A 16,049-nucleotide genomic window follows, 5' to 3' on the forward strand; every position below is an offset into this window, starting at 1 on the left:
TTTAAACCCCATTCAGTTTACAATTATAAGATGATCTTTGCTTATAAGTTTATACATCACAACCCTATCTGTTTTCCCAATATGAAACGAATTTTAACCTTAATTTTACTCTTCTGTTTAGGCGTATTTTTGCCCTTTGGATGTACACAAAATCAATCTAATACCCCTCCAAGTCCCACTACTGCAAATGTACTCAATCTTTATAACTGGTCAACCTATATTGACCCGGAAGTTCTGAAAGCTTTTGAACAAAAATATCAAGTCAAAATTAATTATGATACTTATGATAGTGCGGAAAGCCTCTACGCGAAATTAAAAGCGGGAAACCCCGGTTATGATGTAGCCTTCCCACCCGATTATATGGTTAAAATTATGATTAATGAACAGATGTTAGAAGAATTAGAGAGTGCTAATATTTCTAATCTTAAAAATATTGAACCTAAATTTTTAAATCCTCCCTATGACCCCGGTAATAAATATAGTATTCCCTATCAATGGGTGACTTTAGGAATAGGATATAATCTGAAAAAAACAGGAGAAGAAATTAACAGTTGGTCAGCCTTAGTCGATCCCAAATATCAAGGAAAAGTCAGTTTATTAGATGATATGCGTCATACAATGGGGGCTGTTTTGATGTATTTAGGTTATAGTCCTAATACGAAAAACCCCGAAGAAATCCAAAAGGCGCGAGATTTCTTGATTCAAAATAAAGATAATATTGCTGCATTTGTACCCGATACAGGTCAACAATTGTTAAATCAAGGAGAAGTGAGTTTAACCATGGAATATAGTGGTGATATTTTTCAAGTCATGGCAGAAAATCCAGATTTACGTTATGTAATTCCCAAAGAAGGGAGTATTATTGGGATGGATAATATGGTGATTCCCAAAGGTGCACCCAATAAAAAACTTGCTGAAACCTTTATTAACTTTGTTTTAGAACCTGAAAATAGTGCAAAAATTTCTAACTTTATTGATTTTGCTTCCCCCAACAAAATTGCGATTGATCAAAAATTAATTGAAGCAGAAAACTTAAAAAATCCTGGTATTTATCCCCCCTCAGAAATTTTTGATAAACTTCAATATCTTCAAGATGTCGGAGAAGCGACCCAATTCTATGATCAAGCTTGGACAGAAGTTAAAGTCGGTGTGGGAAAATAAAAGATGGTTGATTATTGACTCTTTTGGTGCGTGCGAGAAGCTCTTACGCACCCTACAACTGCTCCCCTTCTCTTCTTTTTCCCTATGAATCTTGCTGTGGAATTATTGAATGTTTCTAAATTATTTAAAGGATTAAATAGCAAAGAATTCTTAGCTGTTAATCAAGTTAATTTAGAAATCAAAACCGGAGAATTTTTCTCCTTGTTAGGGCCATCAGGCTGTGGAAAAACCACAACATTAAGAATGATTGCTGGATTTGAAATTCCGACTTCTGGGGAAATTTTAATTCATCAAGAACCGATGAAAAATCGTCCTCCCTTTCATCGTCCAGTCAATACTGTTTTTCAAAATTATGCGTTATTTCCCCATTTAACCATCGCGGAAAATGTAGCTTTTGGACTGGAAATGGAAAATGTATCTCGTCCTCAAATTAAGAGTCGAGTCGCAGACGCATTATCTTTAGTTAAATTAACCGATTTTCAAACTCGTTATCCCCGTCAGCTTTCCGGTGGACAACAACAACGGGTGGCGTTAGCAAGAGCATTAGTTAAACAGCCTAAAGTGTTATTATTTGATGAACCTTTGGGTGCTTTAGACTTAAAACTGCGAAAAGAAATGCAGTTAGAACTTAAAAAAATGCAGAAACAATTAGGGATTACTTTTGTTTATGTTACCCATGATCAAGAAGAAGCATTAACCCTGTCCGACCGCATTGGAGTGATGAATCATGGAGAATTATTACAAGTCGGAACCCCCCTGGAAATTTATGAATATCCTAAAACTAAATTTGTAGCTGATTTTATTGGAGAAACTAACGTTTTAATGGGACGAGTTACCCAAATTCAAGGACAAGAAATCACAGTTTTAGTCGATGAACAACTCCTTTTTCATCTGACAACCTCTCAACCCGTTATAGAAGGACAAATTATTAATTTAGTGATTCGTCCTGAAAAAATAACTCTCTATCCTAATCCTTGTCAAAATCAGACAAATGATCCCCATATTGAAACCTGGAAAGGAATCCTTGAAGAATCAATTTATTTAGGAACGGATACCCGCTATAATGTCCGTTTAACTGATAAAATAGTCATCATGATTCGCATTCAAAATTGCCATCAAGATGATTTACAACGCTTTACAATCGGTCAACAGGTTAATGTAGCCCTTCCGCCCAATAGTATTCGGATAATTGAATATTAAATTAAAATAGAATGGTATTCTCAATACTGAAGAGTCAATTTTTTATAAAAAAACGCCCATAATTAACACAATGGGCGCTCAATCCGGGTGCAATGCTATCAATTTATATTATAATATTCTAAACTGATTAGAGGAATATAAAATCCCAGTCTTTAACAAAAATTTACAATAATCTCTTCTAAAATTCTCAATTTTTATCTCCATGACTCCAACATTAATCGGACGTTGGCAAACTCGTCTATTTTTGTTTGCAACCATTGGTGTTTTAGTAACCTTAGCTTTTTTTATACTCCAAATCGGTGATCAACCCCGATCAATTTATTTTTGGATTTTAGGATATATTACCTGTTTTGGATTTTTGTGGGATATTCTCTATATCAAGCTTCAACAATTTCGCTGGGATCGAGATTGGCCAGGAGCTTTTCAACTCTTAGCCGGGATTGGGGAAGCGTTATTTTTAGTAACCTTGATCAAAATGATCGGTTTACCGGGTATTTCTCCCTCAAAATTTAACTTAGGATTATTTATTTTTCACTACAGTTGTGTTTGGATTGCTATTTTTATCACCTCTCAAAGTCTAATTAGAATTTTATTCCCCCAATGGCGTTTTCGGGGAGGACAATGGTTTTAAGTCAACAGCCAATCGTTAACTGTAAACACCCTTAATTTTTAATGGTTAAATCCTCCTGGGTTTCTTTTAATATTTTCAAAGGAGGAATATTAACAGGAATTACTTCTCGTCTAGCTTGGTTTAAATCATGAAAACTACCACATAGTAATAAGCGATCGCCGACTTGCAAATCTAAATTTCGATTCGGCCAGCGATAAAATTTATCTTCTCGACGTAAAGCTTGAACTTGTACCCTAAAACGATTTGCTAAATCTAATTTAGATAAAGGTTTACCGATCACCGTGCTATTTTCAGGAATATTTAACCATTGACAAGAAATACTTTCTGCGGGAATTGTCACCTCCCCTTTTGCCAATTGATCTAACGTTTCTAACGCTGCCGTTTCCCCCACAACTAATAATTTATCATCCTTTTCTAAACGAGTTTGACCATCAGGATAATCAATTTCTTCCCCCGTCAAACGGCGAATTGCCATCACACTAATTCCCGTCATCGGACGAATATTACTTTCTTCTAAAGTCATTCCTGTTAAGGGAGAAGTCGGGGGTAAGGTATACCATTTACTATTCATTTCTTGAGTCGCTTGCTGTAAATCCCGCGCCACTTCTTGAGGAGATTGTTTAGGGCGAAAATCCGAATACTGATCTTGACGAATTTCTTGCATTTCCTGTTTGATTTTATTTTCAGGTAAACCCATTCTTGTTAATAAATGAGTCGATAATTCTAAACTCGCTTCAAACTCAGGTTGTACAACTTCTTTCGCACCCAATTGATACAAAAGTTCAATATCTTTATCCCGATCAGCGATAACAATTACATCTAAATTCGGTGAAAATTCTAAGGATCGTTTTAAGCATAATCGGGTACTCATTGGATCAGAAAGAGCGATCGCCATTGAGGTTGCCCGATCCACTCCGGCGGTTTCTAAAACGTGCAAACTCGCCGCATTTCCATATAAATAAGGAATGTTATTATTTCTCAATTCCTGTACAGATTGTTCCGATTGATCAATGACAACAACCGAATAATTATGACTTTGTAATAGCCGAACTAAATTTCTCCCGACTCGTCCATATCCACACACAATAATATGGTTTTGTTGGGGTAATTCTTCAGAAATTTCCTTAATTTTCTGACTTTTTTCTAAAACACTCGACAAATCCCATTTTTCTTCTATCCAGTCTAAGAGTTTAGGTGCAAATTGTAAAATAAACGGGGTAATAATTAATGTCAGGGCTGTGGTTCCCACAATTAATAAATAAATCCGTCGAGAAACTAAACCTAATCCTTGCCCTGCACTGGCTAAAACAAAGGAAAATTCTCCAATTTGAGCTAATCCCAATCCCGTAATAATTGACGTTCTCCAAGAATAGCCAAATAGTTTAACAATCGGAATAATAATTAAGGTTTTCCCCACTACAATTAATACCATTAATCCGATAATTAATTCTAAATGTTGCCACAGAAATACCGGATCAATTAACATTCCCACTGCGACAAAAAACAAAGCTGCAAAAATATCTCGAATCGGTTCCACATAGGTTAAAGTTTGATCCGCATATTCCACTTCAGAAATCATTAACCCGGCAACAAAGGCTCCCATTTCAATGGAAAACCCTAAATGTTCTGTTAATAGTGCAATCCCTAAACATAACGCCACAACCCCTAATAAAAAAAGCTCTCGGCTTTCGGTTTGGGCTAAAAATCGTAACAGCCGAGGAATCATCCAAATCCCCGCAATAATAGCCCCTAAAGCAAATAATCCTATTAATAAAAGTGAGCGTCCTACGGCTTCAAAAATCACATTACCTTGGGGTTGATTTAAAGCAGGTAACACCGCTAACATTAACCCCAAGGCTAAATCCTGTACCACCAGAATTCCTAGCATCACCTGACCTTGCGGGGTTGCCATTTCATTGCGTTCCATCAAACATTTGAGGACAACCGCCGTTGAAGACAAAGATAAAATTGCCCCTAAAAAGATGCCTTGAATCGGAGAAGTATCCCAACCCAAAATTCCCATAGCTAGGGCGGTAATTAATATTGTAAAAACAATTTGTAACCCCCCTCCTCCTAAACTAATTCCTTGAACTTTCTTTAATTCCGCAAAGGAAAATTCCACCCCTAAGGCAAAGAGAAGAAACGCGACTCCAAATTGAGCGAGGGTTTCCACCTGAACTAATTCTTTAATTACCCCTAATCCACTAGGGCCAACAATCATTCCCCCAATCAAATAACCCAGAATCGCAGGTTGTCGGAGTAAAGATGCTAACAGTCCTCCAATCGTCGCCGCCGCAAGGACAAGAACTAAATCTACAATTAAGCGAAAATCTTCTGGCACGGTTTATCTTAGACTAAGTGATTCAATGTAACGTTCTGTTACTTATTCTAAGGATACTAAAATTGTCAAGATTCCGACATCAGCCCTAAAATTTTACCGGACGATCCATCAATATTGGAGAGAGTAAAGATGAGACTGAAAGTGCGTAGGGGGATCAAGTCGTTAATGTTAAGCCTAATCACGGTTGCAGTCGTCCTGGCCCTTCCAGGATTCGCAGCCCAGGTACGAGTGAATCCCTCCTCTCCTGAGTTGGGAGATACCCTGTCTGTGGTTTTGGAGTCTGCTGCTTCAGCAACCCAACCCACGGTGACTTGGCAGGGGAAAACTTATCCCATGTTTGCCATTGGCCCGAACCGAATGCGGGTTTTATTACCCACCACGCCTTTAGATCAGCCGGGAACCAAATCCCTACAAGTTAATGATGGGACACAGGTACAGAATGTAACGGTACAACTGCGCGATCGCGATTTTCCGACTCAATCGATTTGGCTACCCCCGGATAAAGAAGAACTCCAGGGAACCGATCACGAATTTGATCGCGTCGATGCGTTTAAAGCCCTTGTCACCCCGGAAAAATATTGGAACGGCCCTTTTTTACGACCGAATTCAGGTGAAATTACCACGATTTATGGTGTGCGTCGTTACTACAATGGGGATTTTGCTGAGGACTATTATCATCGAGGGGTGGATTATGCCGGGGGGATGGGTTCCCCGGTGATTGCCCCAGCGGCTGGACGAGTCGCCCTGGTGGGACGGGAATCAGAAGGATTTCAGATTCATGGCAATGTGATTGGTTTAGATCATGGTCAAGGGGTGGGGAGTATTTTGATGCACCTCAGCCGGATTGATGTGAAAGAGGGGGATTTTGTCCAAGCGGGTCAAGTGATTGGGGCGGTGGGTTCATCCGGGGCTTCTACCGGCCCCCATCTCCATTGGGGACTCTATGTGCAGGGTCAATCTGTTGATCCGGTTCCCTGGCGTTATGCAGCCATTGATTAAATTTGTATTTCCCCAGATTCATCCGGTTAATTCCCATCACCTTGCCAATGGTATCCTAGAAGAAGTAGCCATAGCCTGAATATGATATTCTTAGCGAATGTTAAAAAAACAAAACCCTAGATTATGGCTCGGTTCAACCTAATTCCCTGAGTATATTAATTTCTATTTTTAGGGAATATTTTAGGCAAGAGCAGTTAAACATAATGATGCGAAGTGTAAAAGCATTATGAGTATTGAAAAGATTGTTGAGCAAGCATTGCAAGATGGTTATCTGACCCCCTCAATGGAGGCAGAGGTTGGACGAATTTGTAATACCGCCTCAGAACTTTCCATTGAAGAATATATGGCTCTGGATCGGTTGATGGGAGCCTTGTTAACGGGTGAAGTCGTCGTTTTACCCCGGAAACAATTTATTAATGTGATGGAGGAATTAGTCCTGAGTGAAGCGATCGCTCGGGTTGCAGAAATTGAAGAAAATAGTGAGCAAAGCTTAGATGTGGGGGATATTGCTGCCTATGCGTTAAATCGTCTTCCTCCCCTCTATGCCACAACGGAAGAAGGTGCCCAATATCAACGCTCAAGAGCCAAAGAAGAACTCCAAGTGCTGATTGCCAATCAGGTTAAAGAAGCGATTGAGCGTAACTTAAACCGTGCGGCTCAAAATCAAACGGTTCTCGGGAAATCTACAGGGGAAGCCGTCTTATCTCAAGTCAGTTCACTATTACAGACCTATGCCCAAAACTATGACCCGACCTCTAACATGACCTCTAAACCGATTAACACCTCCTCAGTTCATGAAATTGGTCAGGATTATTGAGTTGGGGATAGGTTCAGATCAATCAGGGTTGCTGATGGACAACTTTGATTAACCTGAACCTCTCATAACTCCTGATTGAGAGATGTTAATGGGGAACTTTTGGCTGCGTTCAATTTAAGCCAACCGCTTCATTAGCTCGTTGTTCCCGTTTCTTCCGTTCCGCTTGGGTCATTTCTTCAATCATGATGCGGGCTTGCGCCACTTTTTCAAGATTGCTGCGATAGAGATCTAAATCCTTGAGCAGTTTATCTTGAGGCAAGTGTAATGCTTCAGCCAGTTGAGTTAAGATTTGTTCGCCTGTAGCTTTGTCTTGAATTCCATTGGGATCAGCAACCTCTAACAAGGTGTATAAACCAATGGCATACAAGCGACTGTATTTCCATTTGGGATTAGTTGCGACGGTTCGGAAATATCCTAGCAACTCAGTCTCCGCAACTTCATCAGGAGAAGCCTTTAAATTAACAATTAAATCTTTAACCGATAGAGTTTTGGCTAATTCTGTTAAGTGTTGAGCATCACCCCGATATTTTTGCGGGTCATCTTGTTGTGCTTTGATCAGCGCATTAAAAATCGAGTCTTGATCGGATGACGGTTGATACCCTTGCATAAAGCGATCAAAAGCTGTTACAACACCCAACGCATAAATGGGGTCATAGCTAAAGTCAACATTGACCGAGAGCAAGTGCATTTCCACCATCAACTCCTCGACCACACGACGATAGATGGAATTGATCGGGCGAGTGTGTAGACTGTAAAAAGTACGCTTTGTATCTGAAACCGTGCGGATGTTGTTCACAAGCCAATCTTAAAAGGGACTAAATACTATTTTAATTTTTTTGTGTTCAGGATTTTGAATCCTAGAAATTAAACAATCACAACGGAAACAACCAATGGTAATATCCCCTGAACTTAGAGCTTTAGCGGAATATATGGCGGGAGAGTTTAATAATCAAGCCCAAGCCTTGGCTGACCCCGTTTGGTATGTCCATTTACACCTCTGGCATCGTCCAGTTCCCTTCAATCTGTTTCCCGAACCCAGCTTGATCCTATTTGCCGAACAAGCCAATATTGTTAACCTGAATCAACCCTATCGTCCTCGGTTTATTCAGTTACGCTCCTCCCTTAATCCTGAGTTCCCTTTAGAGGCTCAATATTATATGCCTCAAAATATTTCTCAGGTGCAAGGTGCTGGACAAGATCCAGAACGGTTGCAACATCTTACCCCAGAGGATTTAAAACTTTTGCCCGGTTGTACCTTAAATATTACTTATCAAGTCTTAAGCCCTAATCATTATCGATTCAAAGCCATACCTCCAAAAGACCAAATCTGTTGCTTTAGTTATCAAAACAAAACCTATCAAGTTGAATTGGGTTTTGAAGCCACCCAGGATGAATTTTTCAGCTATGACAAAGGTATTGACCCTACCACTGGAAAACCATTGTGGGGGGCGATGTTAGGGCCATTTCAATTCCAAAAACAGTCTTGTTTTGCTTCTTTACTGCCTAATGACCTTTAATCTCAATCCCAACTGAAAATTTGTTCAGATCAGGCTTCTGCTGAGAGACGTACAGAAGTACGCCTCTTGTTTTGACAGAAAGCCGAGTAGGGTTAGCGTGCCGTGATCTGATTTCCACTGGCTCTTTTCAGGGGGCGACAAGAGAGATAGAAAGATTACTGGATAAGCTTGCTATTTTTCTGTGGGTTTATGGGTTTCTAACCCACCCCGGCCCTGTCTGGGTTGGGGGCGATTGTCCCCCCCTGAACTTTCTCTTACCCCACCTTCAAGGGCTTCATCTTCCGTCTCAAAAATTTCAAAGACAGAATCCATCATGGTCACCTCAAATACCAGTTTGGCTTCTGGATGAACATTACAAATTCGGAAGCTACCCTTCACTTTGTCAGCATCTCGCATTCCAGCAACCAGTGAAGTCAGACCCGAACTATCAATAAAGTTCACTTGACCTAGATTTACTACGACATGGCGACTCAATTTAGATATACATTCCTGCAACTTGAGGCGGAATTGCCAAGCTGTTGTGATGTCTAGGCGTCCTGTTGGTGCCAAGACAATGACCTTTGTACCATCCTGGGTCGTATGTTCTTTTTGATCGATATGAATCACTGACCGTCCCCTCGGAATTTTTGATATTGCGTTGGTTGCTTATCTGACAGTAGTTTAACTTAGACCTGTGAGTTAGGAGCAGTCCAGTTCGCCCAATCTTGAGGCTTTAAGAAAGTCTCATACAATTCTGCTTCTGGAGTTCCCGGTTCCGGCTCATAGCCATATTCCCATCGTACCAGAGGCGGTAAAGACATGAGAATGGACTCAGTACGACCATTGGTTTGTAAGCCAAAAATCGTCCCTCGATCATAAACCAAGTTGAATTCCACATATCGACCTCGCCGATATAATTGGAACTGTCGTTCTCGATCTCCGTATTCATGAGAACGCCGCCGTTCTACAATCGGCCCATAAGCAGGTAGAAAAGCTTGTCCACAGTCTTGAATAAAACTGAACAAAGATTCCCAATCTCTCGAATCTGGGGTTCCCACTTCATTACTATACAAGGCTGCTGTTCCTTTCGGATCAGGGCCTTTATAAAGTTGACTTTGGGGATCTTGATAGTCAAAAAAGATGCCCCCCACCCCTCGTGTTTCTTGGCGATGTTTCAAATAGAAATATTCATCACACCAACGTTTGAATACAGGATAATACTCTTCATGGTGGCGATCGCAAGTTTGTTTTAAGGTTTGATGAAAATGGTGAGCATCTTCAGCAAAGGGATAATAAGGGGTTAAATCAATCCCGCCCCCAAACCACCATACAGGCCCCGCTTCAAAATAGCGATAATTAAGGTGTACCGTTGGAATATAGGGATTGCGGGGATGGAGTACCATTGAGGTTCCTGTGGCATAAAATCCCTGTCCGGCTGCCTCTGGACGTTGTGTCAGAATTGAAGGAGGCAATGTTTCGCCCCAAACTTCGGAGAAATTCACTCCCCCTTGTTCAAACACATCCCCATCTCGAATCACACGAGTCCGACCGCCACCGCCTTCTGGGCGATCCCAAGAGTCCTCTCTAAATTTGCCAAGGCCATCGAGTTTTTCTAAGCCTTGACAAATTTCATCCTGGATTTGTTTCATAAACTCACTGACACGGGTTTTGGAGTCAGTCGGAGGGATCAACTGGGGCGTAGTAATTTCCGATATCTGAGAAGCTGTCATAATTTTTTTTTAACCTATCTTGTTTGGCGAACCATTTGTTTTAATCTCGCCAAGCGTTATGATCATGTCTATATTGTGTCCCTGGAGTCAAGTGGCTAATGGCTACTGATGCCTTAAATTTCTGAGACTGTAAATCTTCTTTACTTTAATTTGAAGTTAGCTTAAGCGTTTTTAACACTTATTATCAAAATATGAAGAGCCGTTAAATTGCCGAATTCTTGAATAATAGACGTGGGATAGACTCTCTACTCCCGACAATAGCCATTTATTCATCGCTTAAACTGGAAACACCTGATTCAATATGCTTGATTTCAACACAGTCTTAGAGGTGTTACGACCTGTACAAGACCCTGAACTCCAAAAGAGTTTGGTGGAATTAAACATGATTCGTAACCTGAAAATCCAAGGGGGTGAGGTTAGCTTTACCTTAGTCCTGACCACGCCTGCTTGTCCCCTACGGGAATTTATCGTTGAAGATTGTCAAAAAGCCGTTAAACAACTTCCCGGAGTGGAAACGGTTGTTGTTGATGTTACCGCCGAAACCCCTCAACAAAAAGCTTTACCTGACCGTCAAGGTATTCCAGGGGTTAAAAATATTCTAGCCATTTCCAGTGGGAAAGGAGGCGTCGGAAAAAGTACCGTTGCGGTTAATGTCGCCGTTGCCTTAGCCCAAATGGGAGCTAAAGTTGGGTTAATTGATGCGGATATTTATGGCCCGAATGATCCCACCATGTTAGGGTTAGCTGATGTTCAAGTCATGGTGCAGCAAAGTCCCCAAGGAGAAGTCCTAGAACCTGCATTTAATCATGGGGTAAAGTTGGTTTCGATGGCATTCCTCATCGATAAAGACCAACCTGTGATTTGGCGTGGCCCGATGTTAAATGGGATTATTCGTCAATTTCTCTATCAAGTGAATTGGGGTGAATTAGATTATCTTTTGGTAGATATGCCGCCGGGAACCGGAGATGCTCAACTCACCCTCGCCCAAGCGGTTCCCATGTCTGGGGTTGTGATCGTAACAACGCCTCAATTAGTCTCCCTCCTCGACTCCCGCAAAGGGTTAAAAATGTTCCAACAGTTGGGCGTTTCTGTCTTGGGTATTGTGGAAAATATGAGTTATTTTATCCCCCCTGATGCCCCGGATAAAAAATACGATATTTTTGGTTCTGGGGGAGGCGAAAAAACTGCTCACGAGCTTGATGTCCCCTTACTGGGTGCTATTCCTTTAGAAATGCCCGTGCGAGAAGGGGGAGACGCAGGAATTCCCATTGTCATCTCTGATCCTAACTGCGCCGCTGCTTTAGAATTAACTGCGATCGCCCAACGCATCGCTGGAAAAGTCTCGGTTTTCGCCTTAACTTAGGGGTGTTGACTGTTGACGGGTACGGGTGGGGTAACCCAAAGGGTGTCAACTTAACCCACGTTAGCCCTGAACTCAAGTTCGGGCTGTAGAGACCTTGCATGGAAGGTCTCTACGTTATCTAAAGATGACTCAAGACTTGTCTTTCTTAACCCGTTTTAACGGGTTTGTAGGGGTGAGGTTACCTCGCCCCTACGCCTGAAATTGATTTCAAGGCTTTTGGCGTTGAGTTGACACAGATGGGGATAACCCCGCCCCTACATTTTGGGATAATTTTAATATTTTAATCACAGCCAGATAGAATATAGTTCTGCATCAGAGAATCAACTGTAAAAACCATCTGATTATCTAAATTTTGTTTTTCAATTAATCCTCGTCTTTCCAAGGAAAGCAGCACTTTAAACAGTTGATTTTGGCGATCAGAAAATTGTTCTAATAATTGTGATAATGGAACAGGTTGAGGGTAGGAAGACAGAAAAGCGATCGCCTCTTTTTCTAATTCCGATAATCGCTGATACTGTTGTTGTAAAATTTGGCTTAATTCATCTCCTAAACAGACAGGTTTATAACTGATATATTGATTGATTTTACCTCCAAATAATTGCTGAATCAAATAATTAGCTAATTTTAAATAAAGCGGATTTCCTCGAAATAGATCAATTAATTCTGGGTAATTTTCCTCATCCTGTAATCCCTGATTTATTAATAGTTCAGTTGCTTTTTCTCCTAAACCTGTTAAGGGGAATAATTGAGTTAAACCACTCTCTCCACTCAAAGTAACGACTTCTAAAGGCGGTTCCCAACTATTGAATAGTAAACAACTATTATGGGTTAATTCTCCGATGAGTTTAAAGAATTTACTATAGTTTTGATATTCGGGTTGATAATGACCAACCAGTTGACCGTCTTTAAATAAATACTGAACATCATCTAAGATAATTAAACAACGGCGATCGCGTAAACATTCTAATAAAATTGCTAATTGACCATCCAGATCATCAGGAAGATTTAATTCCGTTTGGTTTGATAAAAATTGAATCAAATCTTTTAACATTATTTCTAAACAGGAAAAGCTACGAAGACTGCGCCAAATAATATAATCAAATTCTGTTTTGATTAGTTCAATTAGATGACGGGCGATCGCACTTTTTCCCATTCCCCTTATTCCCAAAATAGCAATCATTCGAGATTGTTTTTCTAGGATTAATTGTTGTAGAGTATTAAGTTCAGACGTGCGATTATCAAATATCGCTAATTCCGGTGCATCTCTTAAATCAATTTGCGGTTTTAGGATAGAATATTGTTGATTTTCCGTTGATGTTGGTGGGGCGTTTTGTTTCGCTTCTGGGGGTTTTGTTGAATCTCCACAAAAACTAATCTTTCCGATTTTAACATCCTTCCAGAATGAATAACTACTGTTATTTAATTGAATTCTTCCTAATGTAGAGCGTAGATTCGATTTATTAACAACTTCTCCAACTTCCTCTGATATAACCTGCCATAATTCCGATGCAGTTTTTCTCACATGAGGTTCAGTACAGTTGTATTGGTTAGCAATATCATTGTATTTTTGGCTATCCCACACCCCCATTAAAATTGCTTCTTGCACACTACTCAAATGTTTTCCAGTTTTTTCAAATACCACTTGGTCAACCCATGCAAGCATTTCATCAAAGTCCATCTGACTTAAATATTACAAATGATTGAGAATTATCCCACATTTTCCAATTGTTTGCAACTCTTTCCTACAAAATCCTACTCATTTTAAGTTTTGCTCCGAATAAATCTTAACACATATCCTACAAATTACTACTTGATTAGTAGTAAAAAAAAAGCATAATGCTTGATGATGCTTATTATCTAAGTATCTATATTCATAACAGTCCTATGACTTTTGCCAAAAGATAACTAGAGGGTATGATCATGCGATTAAAATTAAATAGTAAAATGCTGTATAGCTTATGCAATTTAAGGAAAATCCGATGGAAATCAGGGGCTTCATTTTTTTTGATAATCTTTATTATCGGTGAAACTCAAGCCACGAGTGCTGCTTCAATAACTTTCTTGAATCAGCAAAATATCAGATCTTTACAAGCTAATATTGACTTTCAGACTACGATTTTATCACAAAGAACATCGGGAAAAATTTATACCACAATATCTCTGGGTGACATTGAGGCTATTTTGCAAGATACAAATCTTTTGTATAGAAGAGAGTCTTCAACTTCTCTTAGATTTGATATGGATGCTTATAAAATATTTGCTACTCTTCAAAACTGTTCTGATAACTCAAGAGGTGTAGGCTGTAAAGCTATTTTATTACAGGTTTTGTTTTCACCTTCTAATAATCAGTCTAGTTTAAATTTAGTCAATGAGTGGAATCGTACAAAAAGAGGGACTAGAGCCTATGTAGATAGGAACAATATATTAGTTCTTGAAGGAGATATTGATTTGTTTACTGGGGTTAGTGATTTGTACTTAAAAAGTCAAATTTTGAGATTTTTATACACGGTAGGGGAATTTAATAAATTTTTATGAACTCAATTAAATTTTGATCAAAGTTTTGTCGGGTGGGTAACAATAAAAAAGATGAGGATCTTAATCGAAAGTTGAGTAATAATCATGTCCGGTGTAGGGGCGAGGCGCGCCCATTGGTGTCAACTTAAGGAAAGGCGATCGCAACGACTAATGGGAGTTGAAGAGGGCGATGAGTAGTCGCCCTGGCAACGTGGCAACTGTAGGTGTTAGTTTAAAGGGGCGATCGCCAAGGTCAGTGTTAGTGGAAGGGGGAAAGAAATCAGATGAGTAAAACAACAGGGAGAATTTTGAGAAATGCGGATTTAAGGCATCAAAGTCAAATGGCAGGGCCACCATTAGAAGTGCTAGAAAAAGAACTGTATAGACTACTAACACCCGAAAATTTTAAACCGTTAAAGGAAAGCCGAGGAATTCAGGAAAAAAAACTGCGTTCGCGAGTATTAAATTTACCAGTGATGATGGCAGTAGTTATTGGCTTAGTCTATAGAAGAATAGCTGGATTGCGAGAACTGTTAAGAATCCTAACGGAAGAAGGAATGCTGTGGATAGAACCGATGCAAGTGAGTGTGGAAGCGTTATCAAAAAGATTAAGAACGCTACCAGCGAGTTTATTTGTAGAAATCTTTGAACAGGTGATAGAGAAATTAAAAAGCGAAGAAAATCTGAAGGGAGTGCCGGAAAAATGGCAAGGGATCTCAGAAAAGTTTACAGGAATTTGGATAGCAGATGGTTCGACACTGGAAGAAATATTTAAAAAGTTAAAAGTGCTGAGAAAGGGTAACACAGTGTTAGGGGGAAAGATGATGGTGATTGTAGAAGCCTGGACATATAGACCGGTGAAAATGTGGTATACAGAAGAATCAAAAGCTAACGATAAAATCTTTACTGACCAACTGTTAGAACAACTTCCCCAAGGGGGATTAATGATTTTTGACTTAGGTTTTTTTAAGTTTGGGTGGTTTGATGAATTTACAGAACAAAAAAAATTTTTTGTAACCCGATTAAGAGAAAAAACAGCCTATCAAGTCAAAAAAACATTAAGCCAAGGGTTATACTATCAAGATGAAATTATCCAGATGGGATTGTACCGTTCTAACCGATGTCATCAGCCTGTACGATTAGTCTCAGTCTTATGGGGAAAAACTTGGTATCGCTATTTAACCAATGTCTTAGATCCAGAGGAATTATCGGCTCAACAAGTTTGTGAGTTGTACCGAAATCGCTGGCAAATTGAACAAGCCTTTTTATTAACGAAGAGATTATTAGGATTAGCCTATCTCTGGGTGGGAGATAGCAACGGAATCCAAATTCAAATTTTATCAACCTGGATATTTTATGCCGTCTTAAATCAGTTGTGTACTGATGTCGCTATGGCTTTAGGTCAACCGAAAGAACGAATTTCTACAGAAATGGTATTTCGCGCTTTATATCATTTTTCTCGAGCTAGTTTACGGGGAGAAACTTCTGATGTTATTAGCTATTTAACCTCACATCAGAAGTTATTTGGCTTGGTCAAATCCACTCGAAAACGACATCGAGAAATCGATGCTCTTACACAGCAGGTTTGGGGCGATCGCTCCTTAAGTTGACGCCAATGGGCGCGCCTCGCCCCTACACCGGAAGATTGAGGATAATCAAATTTACTATAATTAAATAGATTACCCCCTGAACTCAAATATAGTCATATTGGAGACGGGTCGCGGGAGAGGTTACACCCGTTTTTAGAGAAAATGAAATAGTCCTATCCCTATTCCCTCCAGTGGGTGCTATAGTTTA

13 protein-coding genes and 1 pseudogene are annotated in these 16,049 nt (G+C 39.8%); 9 read left to right on the top strand and 5 right to left on the bottom strand.

All coding sequences use genetic code 11. The features are described 5' to 3' along the window. The first annotated feature begins 81 nt into the window (after positions 1 to 81). From NMK36_RS24140 to NMK36_RS24150, 3 genes are all read left to right on the top strand, one after another. On the top strand, positions 82 to 1,161 hold the full coding sequence (locus NMK36_RS24140; RefSeq protein WP_254174817.1) for an ABC transporter substrate-binding protein: 1,080 nt from the start codon (positions 82 to 84) through the stop codon (positions 1,159 to 1,161). Positions 1,162 to 1,245: 84 nt separating this feature from the next. Then, a complete protein-coding gene (locus tag NMK36_RS24145) occupies positions 1,246 to 2,361 on the top strand; it encodes an ABC transporter ATP-binding protein (protein WP_254174818.1) in 1,116 nt (371 codons plus the stop codon). A 202-nt stretch (positions 2,362 to 2,563) separates the two neighbouring features. After that, positions 2,564 to 2,992 carry a hypothetical protein gene (locus tag NMK36_RS24150; RefSeq protein ID WP_190519169.1) on the top strand — a complete coding sequence of 143 codons (429 nt, stop codon included), beginning with the start codon at positions 2,564 to 2,566 and terminating at the stop codon, positions 2,990 to 2,992. Between the two features lie 31 nt (positions 2,993 to 3,023). On the opposite strand, the gene NMK36_RS24155 is transcribed toward NMK36_RS24150, so the two are convergent. Beyond that, positions 3,024 to 5,333 carry a cation:proton antiporter domain-containing protein gene (locus tag NMK36_RS24155; RefSeq protein ID WP_254174819.1) on the bottom strand — a complete coding sequence of 770 codons (2,310 nt, stop codon included), beginning with the start codon at positions 5,331 to 5,333 and terminating at the stop codon, positions 3,024 to 3,026. A 129-nt stretch (positions 5,334 to 5,462) separates the two neighbouring features. Here NMK36_RS24155 and NMK36_RS24160 point away from each other — a divergent pair, with 129 nt between their 5' ends. Both NMK36_RS24160 and NMK36_RS24165 read left to right on the top strand, forming a co-directional pair. Continuing rightward, positions 5,463 to 6,332 (top strand): M23 family metallopeptidase, encoded by an 870-nt coding sequence (locus tag NMK36_RS24160; RefSeq protein ID WP_072718113.1) that lies wholly within the window; start codon positions 5,463 to 5,465, stop codon positions 6,330 to 6,332. A gap of 226 nt (positions 6,333 to 6,558) precedes the next feature. Further along, on the top strand, positions 6,559 to 7,149 hold the full coding sequence (locus tag NMK36_RS24165; protein WP_072718112.1) for a late competence development ComFB family protein: 591 nt from the start codon (positions 6,559 to 6,561) through the stop codon (positions 7,147 to 7,149). 109 nt (positions 7,150 to 7,258) lie between these two features. Here the strand turns inward: NMK36_RS24165 and psb29 are convergent, their stop codons facing one another. Further along, positions 7,259 to 7,945: a photosystem II biogenesis protein Psp29 gene (gene psb29 / locus NMK36_RS24170; protein WP_072718111.1), complete on the bottom strand. Its 687-nt coding sequence runs from the start codon at positions 7,943 to 7,945 to the stop codon at positions 7,259 to 7,261. A gap of 94 nt (positions 7,946 to 8,039) precedes the next feature. Between psb29 and NMK36_RS24175 the strand changes: the two genes are divergently transcribed. Beyond that, positions 8,040 to 8,666 carry a chromophore lyase CpcT/CpeT gene (locus NMK36_RS24175; protein ID WP_072718110.1) on the top strand — a complete coding sequence of 209 codons (627 nt, stop codon included), beginning with the start codon at positions 8,040 to 8,042 and terminating at the stop codon, positions 8,664 to 8,666. A gap of 246 nt (positions 8,667 to 8,912) precedes the next feature. On the opposite strand, the pseudogene NMK36_RS24180 reads toward NMK36_RS24175, so the two are convergent. Both NMK36_RS24180 and hemF read right to left on the bottom strand, forming a co-directional pair. Continuing rightward, positions 8,913 to 9,272: pseudogene (locus NMK36_RS24180) on the bottom strand (STAS domain-containing protein); the annotation flags it as partial. 59 nt (positions 9,273 to 9,331) lie between these two features. Then, positions 9,332 to 10,375, bottom strand: a complete 1,044-nt coding sequence (gene hemF, locus NMK36_RS24185; RefSeq protein WP_139294988.1) for an oxygen-dependent coproporphyrinogen oxidase — start codon at positions 10,373 to 10,375, stop codon at positions 9,332 to 9,334. A gap of 301 nt (positions 10,376 to 10,676) precedes the next feature. On the opposite strand from hemF, the gene NMK36_RS24190 reads away from it, so the two are divergent. Continuing rightward, a complete protein-coding gene (locus NMK36_RS24190) occupies positions 10,677 to 11,738 on the top strand; it encodes an Mrp/NBP35 family ATP-binding protein (protein WP_254174820.1) in 1,062 nt (353 codons plus the stop codon). 280 nt (positions 11,739 to 12,018) lie between these two features. Here NMK36_RS24190 and NMK36_RS24195 read toward each other — a convergent pair whose 3' ends face one another. Further along, the gene (locus NMK36_RS24195; protein ID WP_254174821.1) at positions 12,019 to 13,401 is read right to left on the bottom strand and encodes an NB-ARC domain-containing protein; all 1,383 of its coding nucleotides are present in this window, start codon (positions 13,399 to 13,401) and stop codon (positions 12,019 to 12,021) included. A 257-nt stretch (positions 13,402 to 13,658) separates the two neighbouring features. Between NMK36_RS24195 and NMK36_RS24200 the strand changes: the two genes are divergently transcribed. Both NMK36_RS24200 and NMK36_RS24205 read left to right on the top strand, forming a co-directional pair. Next, positions 13,659 to 14,273, top strand: a complete 615-nt coding sequence (locus NMK36_RS24200) for a YbjN domain-containing protein (RefSeq protein WP_254174822.1) — start codon at positions 13,659 to 13,661, stop codon at positions 14,271 to 14,273. Between the two features lie 263 nt (positions 14,274 to 14,536). Next, on the top strand, positions 14,537 to 15,862 hold the full coding sequence (locus NMK36_RS24205; RefSeq protein WP_254173354.1) for an IS4 family transposase: 1,326 nt from the start codon (positions 14,537 to 14,539) through the stop codon (positions 15,860 to 15,862). Positions 15,863 to 16,049 lie beyond the last annotated feature (187 nt).

Origin of the sequence: Planktothrix pseudagardhii (assembly GCF_904830925.1) — a bacterium.
In the GTDB taxonomy this organism is placed as follows: domain Bacteria; phylum Cyanobacteriota; class Cyanobacteriia; order Cyanobacteriales; family Microcoleaceae; genus Planktothrix; species Planktothrix tepida.

Bases quoted from the DNA above. Each gene is read 5' to 3' on its own strand.
- NMK36_RS24140 (WP_254174817.1), top strand. From the start codon at position 82: ATGAAACGAATTTTAACCTTAATTTTACTCTTCTGTTTAGGCGTATTT.
- NMK36_RS24145 (WP_254174818.1), top strand. From the start codon at position 1,246: ATGAATCTTGCTGTGGAATTATTGAATGTTTCTAAATTATTTAAAGGA.
- NMK36_RS24150 (WP_190519169.1), top strand. From the start codon at position 2,564: ATGACTCCAACATTAATCGGACGTTGGCAAACTCGTCTATTTTTGTTT.
- NMK36_RS24160 (WP_072718113.1), top strand. From the start codon at position 5,463: ATGAGACTGAAAGTGCGTAGGGGGATCAAGTCGTTAATGTTAAGCCTA.
- NMK36_RS24165 (WP_072718112.1), top strand. From the start codon at position 6,559: ATGAGTATTGAAAAGATTGTTGAGCAAGCATTGCAAGATGGTTATCTG.
- NMK36_RS24175 (WP_072718110.1), top strand. From the start codon at position 8,040: ATGGTAATATCCCCTGAACTTAGAGCTTTAGCGGAATATATGGCGGGA.
- hemF (WP_139294988.1), bottom strand. From the start codon at position 10,375: ATGACAGCTTCTCAGATATCGGAAATTACTACGCCCCAGTTGATCCCT.
- NMK36_RS24190 (WP_254174820.1), top strand. From the start codon at position 10,677: ATGCTTGATTTCAACACAGTCTTAGAGGTGTTACGACCTGTACAAGAC.
- NMK36_RS24195 (WP_254174821.1), bottom strand. From the start codon at position 13,401: ATGCTTGCATGGGTTGACCAAGTGGTATTTGAAAAAACTGGAAAACAT.
- NMK36_RS24200 (WP_254174822.1), top strand. From the start codon at position 13,659: ATGCGATTAAAATTAAATAGTAAAATGCTGTATAGCTTATGCAATTTA.
- NMK36_RS24205 (WP_254173354.1), top strand. From the start codon at position 14,537: ATGAGTAAAACAACAGGGAGAATTTTGAGAAATGCGGATTTAAGGCAT.